General features: G+C 69.9%; 15 protein-coding genes and 1 tRNA gene. 9 read left to right on the top strand and 7 right to left on the bottom strand.

What is annotated here, in order from left to right; all coding sequences use genetic code 11:
* Window positions 1-12: 12 nt before the first annotated feature.
* From BKD26_RS12600 to BKD26_RS12575, 6 genes are all read left to right on the top strand, one after another.
* The gene (locus BKD26_RS12600) at window positions 13-1,566 is read left to right on the top strand and encodes an NADH-quinone oxidoreductase subunit M (RefSeq protein WP_084898014.1); all 1,554 of its coding nucleotides are present in this window, start codon (window positions 13-15) and stop codon (window positions 1,564-1,566) included.
* A complete protein-coding gene (locus BKD26_RS12595; RefSeq protein WP_084897907.1) occupies window positions 1,563-3,110 on the top strand; it encodes an NADH-quinone oxidoreductase subunit N in 1,548 nt (515 codons plus the stop codon). Before BKD26_RS12600 ends, BKD26_RS12595 begins: the two co-directional genes overlap by 4 nt.
* Window positions 3,111-3,149: 39 nt before the next feature.
* Window positions 3,150-3,605: an MscL family protein gene (locus tag BKD26_RS12590; RefSeq protein WP_084897906.1), complete on the top strand. Its 456-nt coding sequence runs from the start codon at window positions 3,150-3,152 to the stop codon at window positions 3,603-3,605.
* Window positions 3,606-3,760: 155 nt separating this feature from the next.
* A complete protein-coding gene (htpX, locus tag BKD26_RS12585) occupies window positions 3,761-4,624 on the top strand; it encodes a zinc metalloprotease HtpX (RefSeq protein ID WP_084897905.1) in 864 nt (287 codons plus the stop codon).
* The gene (locus BKD26_RS12580; protein WP_084897904.1) at window positions 4,621-5,013 is read left to right on the top strand and encodes a YccF domain-containing protein; all 393 of its coding nucleotides are present in this window, start codon (window positions 4,621-4,623) and stop codon (window positions 5,011-5,013) included. Before htpX ends, BKD26_RS12580 begins: the two co-directional genes overlap by 4 nt.
* On the top strand, window positions 5,010-5,750 hold the full coding sequence (locus tag BKD26_RS12575; RefSeq protein ID WP_084897903.1) for a hypothetical protein: 741 nt from the start codon (window positions 5,010-5,012) through the stop codon (window positions 5,748-5,750). The genes BKD26_RS12580 and BKD26_RS12575 overlap by 4 nt, the downstream gene beginning before the upstream one ends.
* A gap of 120 nt (window positions 5,751-5,870) precedes the next feature.
* Here the strand turns inward: BKD26_RS12575 and BKD26_RS12570 are convergent, their stop codons facing one another.
* Window positions 5,871-7,085 carry an amino acid permease gene (locus tag BKD26_RS12570; RefSeq protein ID WP_084897902.1) on the bottom strand — a complete coding sequence of 405 codons (1,215 nt, stop codon included), beginning with the start codon at window positions 7,083-7,085 and terminating at the stop codon, window positions 5,871-5,873.
* 86 nt (window positions 7,086-7,171) lie between these two features.
* Here BKD26_RS12570 and BKD26_RS12565 point away from each other — a divergent pair, with 86 nt between their 5' ends.
* Window positions 7,172-7,441 (top strand): GlsB/YeaQ/YmgE family stress response membrane protein, encoded by a 270-nt coding sequence (locus BKD26_RS12565; RefSeq protein ID WP_084897901.1) that lies wholly within the window; start codon window positions 7,172-7,174, stop codon window positions 7,439-7,441.
* A gap of 33 nt (window positions 7,442-7,474) precedes the next feature.
* Here BKD26_RS12565 and BKD26_RS12560 read toward each other — a convergent pair whose 3' ends face one another.
* From BKD26_RS12560 to BKD26_RS12540, 5 genes are all read right to left on the bottom strand, one after another.
* A complete protein-coding gene (locus BKD26_RS12560; RefSeq protein ID WP_084897900.1) occupies window positions 7,475-7,813 on the bottom strand; it encodes a hypothetical protein in 339 nt (112 codons plus the stop codon).
* Between the two features lie 27 nt (window positions 7,814-7,840).
* A complete protein-coding gene (locus tag BKD26_RS12555) occupies window positions 7,841-8,710 on the bottom strand; it encodes an IS5 family transposase (protein WP_084897899.1) in 870 nt (289 codons plus the stop codon).
* Between the two features lie 53 nt (window positions 8,711-8,763).
* Entirely contained in the window at window positions 8,764-9,441 is a 678-nt protein-coding gene (locus tag BKD26_RS12550; protein WP_084897898.1) for an alpha-ketoglutarate-dependent dioxygenase AlkB, read from the bottom strand.
* A complete protein-coding gene (locus tag BKD26_RS12545; protein WP_084897897.1) occupies window positions 9,438-9,950 on the bottom strand; it encodes a methylated-DNA--[protein]-cysteine S-methyltransferase in 513 nt (170 codons plus the stop codon). Before BKD26_RS12545 ends, BKD26_RS12550 begins: the two co-directional genes overlap by 4 nt.
* Before the next feature lie 202 nt (window positions 9,951-10,152).
* On the bottom strand, window positions 10,153-10,641 hold the full coding sequence (locus tag BKD26_RS12540) for a YajQ family cyclic di-GMP-binding protein (protein WP_084897896.1): 489 nt from the start codon (window positions 10,639-10,641) through the stop codon (window positions 10,153-10,155).
* 205 nt (window positions 10,642-10,846) lie between these two features.
* Between BKD26_RS12540 and BKD26_RS12535 the strand changes: the two genes are divergently transcribed.
* Window positions 10,847-10,928: transfer RNA gene (locus tag BKD26_RS12535), tRNA-Tyr, on the top strand.
* A 445-nt stretch (window positions 10,929-11,373) separates the two neighbouring features.
* Here BKD26_RS12535 and BKD26_RS12530 read toward each other — a convergent pair.
* Entirely contained in the window at window positions 11,374-11,589 is a 216-nt protein-coding gene (locus BKD26_RS12530) for a hypothetical protein (protein ID WP_241518617.1), read from the bottom strand.
* A 317-nt stretch (window positions 11,590-11,906) separates the two neighbouring features.
* On the opposite strand from BKD26_RS12530, the gene BKD26_RS12525 reads away from it, so the two are divergent.
* A complete protein-coding gene (locus tag BKD26_RS12525; RefSeq protein ID WP_084897894.1) occupies window positions 11,907-12,266 on the top strand; it encodes a hypothetical protein in 360 nt (119 codons plus the stop codon).
* Window positions 12,267-12,268 lie beyond the last annotated feature (2 nt).

The raw sequence follows: 12,268 nt of genomic DNA, 5'->3' as shown, positions 1-12,268 counted from the left end.
AGCGAATCCGTGATGCAGTTCCTCCTCGCGTTCATCGTCGTCGGCCCGCTCATCGGCGCCGCGGCGGCCCTCCTCCCGGCGCCTCCCGGGCTGAAGGGGAAGTCCCCGGACCAGGCCGTGCTCCGCCACGGTGTGACCGTCACCGGCGCGATCCTCGCCGCCGCTGTCGTCCTCACGCTCGGCTTCGACCACGACCAGCCGTCGAAGATGCAGGCCACGACGGACATCAGCTGGATCCCGGCACTCGACGTGCGGATCCACCTCGGCATCGACGGCATTTCCCTCCCCCTCCTGGTCCTGACCGCGCTGCTGACCTTCCTCTGCGCGCTCTACACCTACTTCAAGATGCCCGCGGGCCCGTCCCCGAAGGCATTCGTCGCCCTGCTGCTGGTCCTCGAGTCCGGCACGCTGGCGACCTTCGCCGTCCTCGATCTGCTGCTGTTCTTCCTGGCCTTCGAGATGGTGCTCATCCCGATGTACTTCCTCATCGCCCGCTGGGGCGGCGAGGGACGCCAGCCGGCCGCCTGGCGGTTCATCCTCTACACGCTGCTCGGTTCGGTCGTCATGCTGCTCGGCCTGCTGCTCGTCGGGCTGAAGGCCGGCACCTTCGACATGGTGGCACTCGCCACTGACAACGGCCGCGACATCACCACATCCGTGCAGGTCATCGCGGTTCTCGCGATCGGGATCGGCCTCGCCGTGAAGACCCCGATGTGGCCGCTGCACAGCTGGCTGCCGGACGCCCACACCGCCGCGCCGACCGTCGGCTCGGTGCTCCTCGCCGGTGTCCTGCTGAAGATGGGTACGTACGGATTCGTCCGGATCGTCCTGCCGATCACCCCCGACGGCATGCACATCCTCGCGCCCTACCTCGCCGCGTTCGCCACCGCCGGCATCATCTACGGATCGCTCGCCTGCCTCTCCCTCGCCCGCACCGGCGCGAAGGGCGACCTCAAGCGCCTGATCGCGTACTCCTCCGTGGGCCACATGGGCTTCGTCCTGCTCGGCATCGCGACCATGACGCCCACCGGCGTCAACGGCGCGCTCTTCGCGAACATCGCCCACGGCCTCATCACCGGCCTGCTGTTCTTCCTGGTCGGCGCCATCAAGGACCGGTACGGCACGGCCGACCTCGACACCCTCGCCGGAACCACCGGCGCCGCCCTCTACGGCCGCGCGCCCCGCCTCGGCGGCCTCCTCGCGTTTGCCGCCGTCGCCTCGCTCGGACTGCCGGGACTCGCCGGATTCTGGGGCGAGATGCTCGCGCTGTTCGGCGCGTTCCAGCCGGCCGAGGGCCTCAGCCGCCCCGCCTTCCTCACCTTCATGGCCGTCGGCGCGTTCGGCACGCTGCTCACCGCCGCGTACCTCCTCGTCGTCGTACGCCGCGTCTGCATGGGCGCCAGGCCCGCCACCGACCAGCCGCCGCTCGCCGACATCCAGACGTACGAAGTCGCCGCCTGGTCGCCGCTGGCCGTCCTCACGGTCGTCGCCGGCCTCTGGCCCGCGGTCCTCCTCGGCCTCACCGACCCGGCCGTGCAGAAGCTCCTCGCAGGAGGCAAGTCGTGACCCTCGCAGCCACGAGCGCCACGAGCGCCCCGAGCGCGGCCAACCTCGTCCAGTCGGTCGACTGGGCCGCCATCGCGCCGCCCACCATCGCCGCCGTCGTCGGTCTGCTCGTGCTCGTCGCCGACCTCTTCGTACCGAAAGGGCGCAAGCAGCTCCTCGGCTGGGGCGCGATCGCCGGCCTCGTCGCCGCGATCCTCACCCTCCTGCCGCTGCGCAAGGGCGACCGCAACACCTTCTGCCTGACCACCGACGCCGACGCGTGCAGCTACACCGCCGACCACTTCACCCTGGTCATCCAGTTCCTGGTGCTCGGAGGCGCGCTCCTGACGGCCCTGCTGTCGCTGCACGACACCAAGGAGAGGCTTCCGGCGGGAGAGTTCTGGTTCCTGCTGCTGTCCTCGGCCGCCGGTGCCGCGCTGCTGCCCGCCTCCCGGGATTTGGCGACGCTGGTCGTCGCCCTGGAGGTCGCCTCGCTGCCCGCCTTCGCGCTCGTCGGTCTCAAGCGCGGCGACCGCATGTCGGGGGAGGCGGCGCTGAAGTTCTTCCTCTCCTCCGTCACCGCCACCGCCGTGATGCTCCTCGGCGTCAGTTTCGTGTACGCCACGACCGGCACCCTGCACCTCACCGAGATCGCCCAGAACCTGGACGACGTCCCGGCGCGGCTGGAGAACCTCGCCAAGGCGGGCGTCGCCCTCACCCTCGTCGGATTCGCCTTCAAGACGGCCGCCGTGCCGTTCCACTTCTGGGTCCCCGACACCTACGTCGGGGCGCCGCTGCCCATCGCCGCCTACCTCTCGGTCGTCGGCAAGGCCGTCGGCTTCACCGGCCTCATCCTGGTGACCGTCATCGCCTTCCCGACGTACGCGGACGTGTGGGGCCCGGCCCTCGCGGTGCTCGCCGCGCTCACCATGACCGTCGGCAACGTCGCCGCCCTCCGGCAGGTCCCCACGCGCGCGTGGAGCGCGGTACGGCTGCTGGCGTGGTCCTCAGTGGCCCAGGCGGGCTACCTCCTGGTGCCGATCGCGGCGGCCGCCTACTCCGGCGACGACCAGATCGGCGCCACGGTCGCGTACGCCCTGATGTACGCCGTCGTGAACCTCGGCGCCTTCGCGGTCGCCGCCCTGGTCGCCCGTGCGCACCCGCTGAACCGGATCTCCGACTACCGGGGCCTGTACGCCACCCGGCCGGCGGCCGCGCTGGTCATGGGCTTCTTCCTGCTGTGCCTGGCCGGCCTGCCGCCGGGCATCATCGGCCTCTTCGCGAAGGTCACGGTCTTCTCGGCGGCGGTCGACGCCGGCCTGGGCTGGCTCGCCGTCGTCATGGGCGTCAACGTCGTCATCGCCCTCTACTACTACCTGCAGTGGACGGCGGTACTGTTCCGCGCGCCCGGGGGCGCCCCCGCGAAGCAGCCCGTCCCGGCGCTCGCCCCAGCCCCCGTCGGCGCGCCCATCACGGTGGCCATCGGCGTGACGGCCGCCGCCGGCGTGGTGCTGTCGGGCTACCCCGAGCTGGTGCTGCGCTTCGCCACCGACACCCTCTTCTGATCCCCCTGCAGTCCCCACGCACTTTCTAGGAGCACGGCCATGCTGAACGGTTTCAAGGACTTCATCCTCCGTGGAAACGTCATCTCCATGGCGATCGGCCTGGCCGTCGGCGCGGCCTTCACGGCGGTCGTCACCGCCTTCAGCAACGCCTTCATCACCCCGCTCATCGGCCTCGCGACGGGCACCGTCGGAGACTTCAGCCACTCCTATTTCAAGGTCAGCGGCACCAAGTTCCCCTACGGCCTGTTCATCGGCGCCGCCCTCGCGTTCATGATCACCGCCGCCGTGCTCTACTTCTGCGTCGTCGTCCCGATGATGAAGATCCAGACCCGCTTCAAGCGCGACGAGCCCTTCGACATCAAGGCCGCCGTACGGGACTGCCCGCGCTGCTTCACCGAGATCCCGGCCGTCGCCAGCCGCTGCGCCCACTGCACCAGCGAGGTGGAACCGGTCCAGGAGGCCCTGCGGAAGGCCGGACTGCCCGCGCCGCGCTGAGTCACCCGAGTCACCCGGACGGCCCACACCCCGCCCCCGGCGCACAAGGGAACCCGCCATGCCCGCCTGGCGTTGACCAGTACGGGAGGGTCCACTGAACAGTGGACCAGCACCCGGCAAAGGGTTCCCCTGCCGCACCATTTGGAGGGCGTACCGTGCACCGCCGGCACAACGGGCTGAAGACCGCCGTACTCCTCGGGGGACTGTCCGCACTCATCATCCTGATCGGCAGCTTCTTCGGCCGTACGGGTCTCGTCGTGGCGCTCCTCGTGGCCCTCGGCACCAACGCCTACGCGTACTGGAACAGCGACAAGCTCGCGCTGCGCGCCATGCGGGCACGACCCGTCAGCGAGTTCCAGGCGCCGCAGCTGTACCGGATGGTCAGGGAGCTGTCCACCCAGGCCCGCCAGCCGATGCCCCGCCTCTACATCTCGCCGACCCAGGCCCCCAACGCCTTCGCGACCGGCCGCAACCCGCGCAACGCCGCGGTGTGCTGCACCGAGGGGATCCTCCAGCTCCTCGACGAGCGCGAGCTGCGCGGCGTCATCGGCCACGAGCTGAGCCACGTCTACAACCGGGACATCCTGATCTCGTCGGTCGCCGGGGCCCTCGCCTCGGTGATCATGTTCCTGGTGAACTTCGCCTGGCTCATCCCGGTCGGCCGCTCCGATGACGACGACGGTCCGGGCCTGGTCGGCATGCTGCTGATCATGCTGCTGGGCCCGCTGGCCGCATCGGTGATCCAGCTGGCCGTCAGCCGCTCCCGGGAGTACGAGGCGGACGCCTCCGGGGCGCAGCTCACCGGCGACCCGCTGGCCCTGGCCAGCGCGCTGCGGAAGCTGGAGGCGGGCACCAAGAGGCTCCCACTGCCGCCCGAGCCCAGGATCGAGACGGCCAGCCACATGATGATCGCGAACCCGTTCCGCCCCGGCCAGGGGTTCGCCAAGATGTTCTCGACACACCCGCCGATGGCGGAACGCATCGCCCGACTCGAACAGATGGCAGGTCGCCGCCCATGAAAGCAATCCTCAACCTCATATGGCTGATCTTCGGCGGCTTCTGGTTGTTCCTCGGTTACATGGTCGCGGGTCTGCTGCTCTGCATCACCGTCATCGGCATCCCCTTCGGCCTGGCCGCCTTCCGTATCGGCCTGTACGCCCTGTGGCCCTTCGGCCAGACCGTCGTCGACCGCCGTGACGCGGGCGCCGCGTCCTGCCTCGGCAACGTGCTGTGGCTGGTCCTCGCCGGCTGGTGGCTGGCGCTCGGGCACATCCTCACCGGCATCGCCCTGTGCGTCACCATCATCGGCATCCCGCTGGGCGTCGCGAACTTCAAGCTCATCCCGGTCTCCCTGCTGCCGCTGGGCAAGGAGATCGTCCCGAGCGACCGCCCCTTCGCCACCCGGTGAGCCATGGCCCCACCTTCGCCTGGCGCCTGGTCGACGACGATGACGACTCCGTCATCGCGGAAGGCCCTACAGCCGACGGCCTGTTCGCCGATCCGCCCCCTCCCGTACGGGTGCACGAGGCGGAAGAGGCCGTGCCGATGCGCCTGCTCGGCGGGGTGCCCGGCGCGGCGTTGCTCAAGGGCATGGAGAGGGACGACGACTTCGAGGTGCGCGGCTGGCTCGAGCTGTTCGACCGCACCGGCCGGCCCATGCGGAGCACGCTGACCAACTGGTACGTCACCTCGTGGGAGCCGTCGTCGCACGGCCACGGCCTTGTGAACCTCACGGTGGACTGTGACGAGGACGACAGGCCACCGCTCGCGGCTCGGCGGGTCTACGACCTGTGGGCCGACGGGCCGCCCAGGGACAAGAACCTCTGGACGGAACTCGGTGCCGACGGGCGCCGGGAATGGCTGCGCCTGGCCTTGGACAACCACACCGGCCGCGCCCAGGGCGCCCCGGCCGGCGGCACGTACCACCTCGACGGCCGCGACGTCACCGACGAGACCGACTTCTCCTGCGCCCTCGGGGAAGCCGTGAACGGTCCCGGTGCGAAGGCGCCCTTCACTCTCGTCTGGCACGACGCCCACGTGGCCCGGCGATGCCTGGGCCAAAGCCCGCTGGTACGCGCCCGGCCGACGTTCGAGGAGCTCGTCGACCTGCTCGTCGAACAGGGCGTCGAGGTGGTCCTCGCGTGATTGTCAGTGCCGTGGTGCACCATGAACACATGACCGAGGACGAGCAGTTGCCGGGCCGGTTCGCGGCCGCGGCCCGTACCCGAGCCGAGGCCCGCACCCGAATATGACGCGTGCGGCGCGCTAGCCGCGCCGCACCGCGTACATCACCGCGCCCGCCGCCAGCACCGCCGTGCCTGCCAGGACCGACGACAGGGGCAGGGAGAACGCGAGCACCAGGCAGCCCGCCAGCCCGGTCGCCGCGAGGACGCGCCCCGAGCCGAGCGTCCACGCCGAAGCGTTGGCGATCGCGTAGTACGCCAGCACCCCGAACGACGAGAAGCCGATCGCCCCACGCACGTCCGCCGTCGCCGCCACCACCGCGACGACCAGCCCCACCGCCAGCTCCGCGTGGTGCGGCACCTGGAAGCGCGGGTGCACGGCGGCGAGCGTGCGCGGCAGGTGACCGTCGCGCGCCATCGCCAGCGTCGTACGGGACACCCCGAGGATCAGCGCCAGCAGTGAACCCAGCGCGGCCACCGCCGCGCCCACCCGCACCACCGGTACCAGCCAGCCGGCACCCGCCGCTCGCGCCGCGTCCGCGAGCGGAGCGACCGAGTCGCCCAACTCCCGGGCTCCCAGCACCGACAGGACGGAGACCGCCACACCCACGTACACGACCAGCGCGATGCCCAGTGCCAGCGGGACCGCCCGGGGGATGGTCCGCGCCGGATCCCGTACCTCCTCGCCCAGCGTGGCGATCCGCGCGTACCCGGCGAACGCGAAGAACAGCAGCCCCGCCGCCTGCAACACCCGGCCCGCCGACACGTCCCCGGCCGGTTCCAGCCGCCCGAACTCCACCGCACCCGACCCGAGACAGGAGACGACCACCGCCACCAGGACCGCCAGCACCCCGGCCACGATGACGCGCGTGAGCAGTGCCGACTTCTGAACGCCCCCGTAGTTCACGGCAGTCAGCGCCACCACCGCCGCGACCGCCACCGCGTGCGCCTGCTCCGGCCACACGTACGACCCGACCGCGAGCGCCATCGCCGCGCACGAGGCGGTCTTGCCGACCACGAAACCCCAGCCCGCGAGGTAACCCCAGAAAGGACCCAGCCGTTCGCGCCCGTACACATACGTCCCGCCGGACGCCGGACAGCGGGCGGCCAGCCGCGCCGACGCCATCGCGTTGCAGTACGCGACGGCCCCGGCCAGCGCCAGCCCCAGCAGCAGTCCACTCCCGGCCGCCCCGGCCGCCGGCCCGAGCGCCACGAAGATCCCGGCTCCGACCATCGAGCCCAGCCCGATGACGACCGCGTCGAAGACGCCCAGCGACCGCCGCAGCTCCTGTGTCATGCGCCGCACCCTACTGATCCACGCAACCACCCTCCGCATCCCGGGCGTCCTCCCGGACAACACCGCACGAAAGGCAGGTTCACGGCATGGACATCCTCAGCTGGATCATCCTGGGGCTGCTGGCCGGCGTCATCGCCAAGGTGCTCCTTCCGGGCCGTGACCCCGGCGGCCTGATCGGCACGACGCTCATCGGCATCGCGGGCGCGTTCGTCGGCGGCTGGATATCGGCACGCTTCCTGGACCGGACGATCAGCAACCAGTTCTACGACGGCCCCACCTGGCTCGCGGCCATCGGCGGCTCGCTCGTGCTGCTGGTCGCCTACCGCATCCTGTTCGGCCACTCCCGCTCCCGCTGAGCGGCGCCGACCGGGAAACCGCTAGGCCGTGTTTTAGGTAGCGCGGGTGGCCAGCCATTTGGTGAGGTCGCCCGCGATGCGGTCGCTGCTGCTCTCGATGGTGACGTCGTGCTCGCGGCGGGTGGTGTCACGGCGGACGATCTCGTATCCGCCCTCGTCAAGGACGGCGACGGAGGCGAACCAGGCGGGATCGTCCTCGTCGGGCTGGATGACGACGAAGGTGTTGTCGCTGTCGTTCAGGTCGCTGATCAGCACGAACAGGGCGTCCTCGGACGGGTCGTCGATGTGGTCGCCGTTCTCGCTGTCGGCGCAGTAGTACTGGGCGGCCACTGTTCTCCCCTGAATGAGCTGCTGAATGCCGGTGGTCAGCATGGCATGGCCAGGCCGGCGGCCGGTGGTTCACAGCCACTGATGGATCGCCGCCAGCTGGACGGTGGCCTCGAAGCGGACGGCGAGCTTGTCGTATCGAGTCGCCACCGCCCGGTGCTGCTTGAGCCGGCTGATCCCGCACTCGACCGCGTGGCGGGCCTTGTAGTCCTCCCGGTCGAAGGCCGGCGGACGGCCCCCCGCACGGCCGCGGCGCTTGCGGTTGCGGATCTGATCAGCCGGCTCGGCGATGGTGCACTGGATTCCGCGTCTGCGCAGGTAAACGCGGTTGGCGCGCGAGGAGTACGCCTTGTCGCCCCGCACCCGCAGCGGCTTGCGCCTGGGGCGTCCACCGCCCGGCTTGGGAACCTGGATCGCTTCGAGGACCGGCTCGAACTGCGGGCTGTCACCCCGCTGCCCCGCCGTGACCAGCAGTGACAACGGTTTCTGGCCCTGTTCGCAGGCCAGATGAATCTTCGTGGTGAACCCACCCCTTGACCGGCCCAGCCCGTGATCGTCCGGCTCGGTGCCGACCCCGCCGGGCGGCTCTTTCTGCCCGGCCCCGTCCCGGCGGGCGCCGGCGGCATGCTGATGGGCCCGGCAGACGGTGGAGTCGACATTGACCTCCCACGTGATCAACCCGGCAGCGTCCGCCCGCGCCTGCAACAAGGTCAGGAGCCCGGCCCAGACACCCTCGCGCTGCCAGCGGCGGAAGAGTCCATAAACGGTCTGCCAGGGCCCGTACTCACACGGCAGATCGCGCCACGGGACACCAGTCCGGACCCGCCAACGCACCCCGTCGATCAACCGCCGACGACTCGCCAGCCTGCGGCTCACACCCGCCGCAGGCAACAACGACTCCAATACCGACCACTGCTCATCAGAAAGATCCCCACGCCCCACATCTTGATCATCACGGCATGAGGCGTGGATCGGAACCCGATCTAAAACACGGCCTAGCCGGGAAGCCCCGTCTCCCGCAGCGTGATGTTCAGCCGGCCCGAGGCCATCCCCACCGCCGGATCGGCCGTCCCCGGACGGACCTTCGGCACGCCGTGGTACGCGAAGCGCGACGCGCCGCGGAAGACGAACAGGTCCCCCGACACCAGCTCCACGTCCGTGTACGGACGGCCCCGCGTCCCGGTGTTCCCGAACCGGAAGACGCAGCTGTCCCCGATGCTCAACGACACCACCGGGGCACCGGACCGCTCCTCCTTGTCCTGGTGCATGCCCATCCGCGCACCCGCCTCGTAGAAGTTGATCAGCGCCGTGTCCGGCGCGTAAGCCCCGTCGTACCCGTCCCCGTCCCCCTCCCCGTACGCCGCCACCAGCGCCGCCCGCCCCAGGTCGGCCAGCCAGCCGGGGAAAGGGGCCACCCGGGCACCGTTCACGTCACCGGCCGTCCGCGAGTACCGGTACGGCTGCCAGTGCCACCCGAGGCACACCGTCCGCACCGACATCACCCCGCCGCCCGGCAGCACCGTGTGCCGCATCGGCACCGGCCCCCGCGCCCACTCCCGGCACGCCTCGACCAACTCCCGCTGCCGCTCCACCGACAGCCACCCCGGCACATGCACCGCGCCGGGCGCGACCTCCGCCCGCTCACGCCGCACCGGAAAGAGCCCGTCCGTCACCGTACGAGCGCGCCTTCCAGCCCCAGCAACCGTTCCTTGCGATCCAGCCCGCCCGCGTACCCCCGCAGCGCCCCGTCCGCCCCGATCACCCGGTGACAGGGCCGCACCACCAGCAGCGGGTTGCGCCCGATCGCGGTTCCCACCGCCCGTACCCCGGCACCGGCCGCACCGACCCGCGCCGCGATCTCCCCGTACGTCACGGTCGTGCCGTACGGGATGTCCTCCAGCGCCCGCCACACACACCGCTGGAAGTCCGTGCCGGCGCCGGTGTACGGCGGAAGCTCGAAGCGGGTGAGCTCCCCCGCGAAGTACGCTTGCAGCTGCGCCGCGATGCCCTCGAACGCCTCGGGGGCGTGCCGCCACCCGTCCTGGACGACCGCCGCCCCCTTCTGCCCCGGCAGGGAGAGCGAGGCGAGCGCGGTCGGGCCGCCGTGCCCGGTGGCGGCGGACTCCTCGCCGACCAGCAGCATCTCACCCAGCGGGCCGTCGACGTACGCGTACACCGTCATGATCCGTTCCCTTCCTCGCGTCCCCACCAGTCTGTGTCGGTACCCACCCCGCAGGCTGGCGGTTTTCGGACACGACGGTCCACGACGGGCCACAACGGGCCTCAGCACACAGGGCGGGGGGCGGACCGGCCACAGCCGTGTCCGCCCCCGATCCGCCCGATCCGCCCGATCCGCCTCGTCCGCTGGCAGGCGGTCCAGTGGTCTACCGGTAGTTCACGAACTGGAGCGCGAAGTCGAAGTCCTGCCCCTTCAGCAGCGCGATCACGGCCTGGAGGTCGTCACGGCTCTTGGAGCTGACCCGCAGCTCGTCGCCCTGCACCTGCGCCTTGACGCCCTTCGGGCCCTGGTCGCGGATGATCTTCGCCACCTTCTTGGCGTTCTCCTGGGAGATGCCCTCCTCGATGGAGGCGAAGATCTTGTACTCCTTGCCGGACAGCTGCGGCTCACCGGCGTCGAGCGCCTTCAGCGAGATGCCGCGCTTGATCAGCTTGGACTCGAAGACGTCGAGGATGGCCTTGACCCGCTCCTCGGAGTTCGCCTGCATCAGGATCTTCTCGCCGGACCAGGCGATGGAGGCCCCGACGTTCTTGAAGTCGTAGCGCTGCGAGATCTCCTTCGCCGCCTGGTTGAGGGCGTTGTCGACCTCCTGCCGCTCGACCTTCGAGACGATGTCGAAACTGGAGTCGGCCATGTCCTGTGGCTCCTTGGGTCGCGTGCGTAGAGGTTGCCTAGAGGTACGGCCCAGCTCCCCGGACCGCAAACCCAAAGCCTAGCCATCCCGCCCACCACGAGCGCTGATCAATCCGGTGGCGAAGCACCCCCGGACATCAGGTATCGTTTACGTCGTTGCCGGGGAGCACCGCCGAAAAGCGGTCACCCCCACGGCGACACCCCATGGCGGTGTGCCCGAGTGGCCAATGGGAGCGGACTGTAAATCCGTCGGCTTAGCCTACCCAGGTTCGAATCCTGGCGCCGCCACATGGATGGAACGGCCCCTGATCAGCGGAAACGTTGATCAGGGGCCGTTCTGCTGTGCGTGCACTCAGGGCTGGACTGTCTCGCCGTATCTCGCTCCGTCACCCTCTCTATCAGCGTGTCTGGACGGAGCGTGGACGGGTCTTGGAACCTCAGGGGAGCGCTGCCCGCCTCCTGTCCCATCAGTCTCCCTACTTGCGAGCTGGGCACATCTCAAGGTGGAACGGGGAGAGCGGCGTGATGAGGTGGCGAAGGACACGCGCCTGCCCGACTCGGGTGTTGGGTGTGCGGGCGAGCGGCTGGACCGATGGCCGTGCTTTCCTCGCCGCCTAGGGGTAGCTAGGGCGCGGCCTCTGCAAGTGCAAGAGACAGCCCGGACGCCGTGGCGTATGGCGTCCGGGCTGTTCGTGTAGGTGAGCGCGAGGCAAATAAGACCAGGCTGCCCCGCTCAGACAATGTGCACGCGTTCAAGCGAGCCGTCCTCATTCCGTAGAAGCACCTGCCGGCCGTCCGCCATCTCGCGCGCGAGGAAGGCGTAGACCTGGACAGCCCTGTTGATCGCATCAGATTTGGACACGCCCGACAGCTCCGTCAGCGCCTGGATGGCTTGTACGGCTGCCGGTACGAACGTGACCGAATAACGCTCACTCTCAGCAGGCTCCACGGTCCGCAGTGCCCTGCCCATATGCAACCTCTCGTCTTGGTGTCCGGTCCGCTGGCTGGCGAGACCGCACCCTCATCGTCGCACAGATACATCCAGAAAGCATCGGTCGTTGCGCCTAGGTGGTGCGTTTTTGGTGCGTAGTCGGTGCTTTGTGCGCTACGGTGGTGAGGCCTTCGAAACCTCGAGGGCATCCCTTGGAGAGGAGTCCTATGGACGCATTGATTCCACCGGCCGCCGCTACTTAGCGGCCGGGGAGCTGAGTCCCGGAACTGTCGCGATCTAACGGAGTTCGCAGCCGGGACACCCGGAAGGAAATCGTGTCGAAGAACCTGGACGCGTCCGTCCCCGTTGTCAGTGCCGCTGTTGCCGCCCAGCCTGCTCAGGCTGAGGGAGAGCCGCTGAGCGAGCCCACCGGACTCGCTACGGTCACCCTCTTCCTCGTTCCGGAGGGGCCCGGAGTCTCGGTTTCCGTGCCGGGGAAGGACAGCGACCACCTGCTGCGGACGCTCGTTTACTTGGGCGCCACCGCGGCAACGACGATTGGGCCGGTTGCTCTGCTGAAGGTCGCCAGTGCCATCGATCTGCCCTGGCAGGCTGCGGGAGGACTGGCTCTCCTGCTGGCTCTTATGCCTTTGGCCTATGTCCTGCTCAGTGCGCGGCGCTCGCGCCGCAACTAGCG

This window comes from Streptomyces sp. CB03238 (assembly GCF_002099185.1).
Classification (GTDB): Bacteria; Actinomycetota; Actinomycetes; order Streptomycetales; family Streptomycetaceae; genus Streptomyces.
Note: the sequence above shows the minus strand (reverse complement) of the source record. Positions and strands in the feature narration are given on the sequence as shown.

What these genes read in the sequence shown, in the direction of transcription:
- BKD26_RS12600 (WP_084898014.1), top strand. Translation starts at nt 13, where the DNA reads ATGCAGTTCCTCCTCGCGTTCATCGTCGTCGGCCCGCTCATCGGCGCC.
- BKD26_RS12590 (WP_084897906.1), top strand. Translation starts at nt 3,150, where the DNA reads ATGCTGAACGGTTTCAAGGACTTCATCCTCCGTGGAAACGTCATCTCC.
- BKD26_RS12580 (WP_084897904.1), top strand. Translation starts at nt 4,621, where the DNA reads ATGAAAGCAATCCTCAACCTCATATGGCTGATCTTCGGCGGCTTCTGG.
- BKD26_RS12570 (WP_084897902.1), bottom strand. Translation starts at nt 7,085, where the DNA reads ATGACACAGGAGCTGCGGCGGTCGCTGGGCGTCTTCGACGCGGTCGTC.
- BKD26_RS12565 (WP_084897901.1), top strand. Translation starts at nt 7,172, where the DNA reads ATGGACATCCTCAGCTGGATCATCCTGGGGCTGCTGGCCGGCGTCATC.
- BKD26_RS12560 (WP_084897900.1), bottom strand. Translation starts at nt 7,813, where the DNA reads ATGCTGACCACCGGCATTCAGCAGCTCATTCAGGGGAGAACAGTGGCC.
- BKD26_RS12545 (WP_084897897.1), bottom strand. Translation starts at nt 9,950, where the DNA reads ATGACGGTGTACGCGTACGTCGACGGCCCGCTGGGTGAGATGCTGCTG.
- BKD26_RS12540 (WP_084897896.1), bottom strand. Translation starts at nt 10,641, where the DNA reads ATGGCCGACTCCAGTTTCGACATCGTCTCGAAGGTCGAGCGGCAGGAG.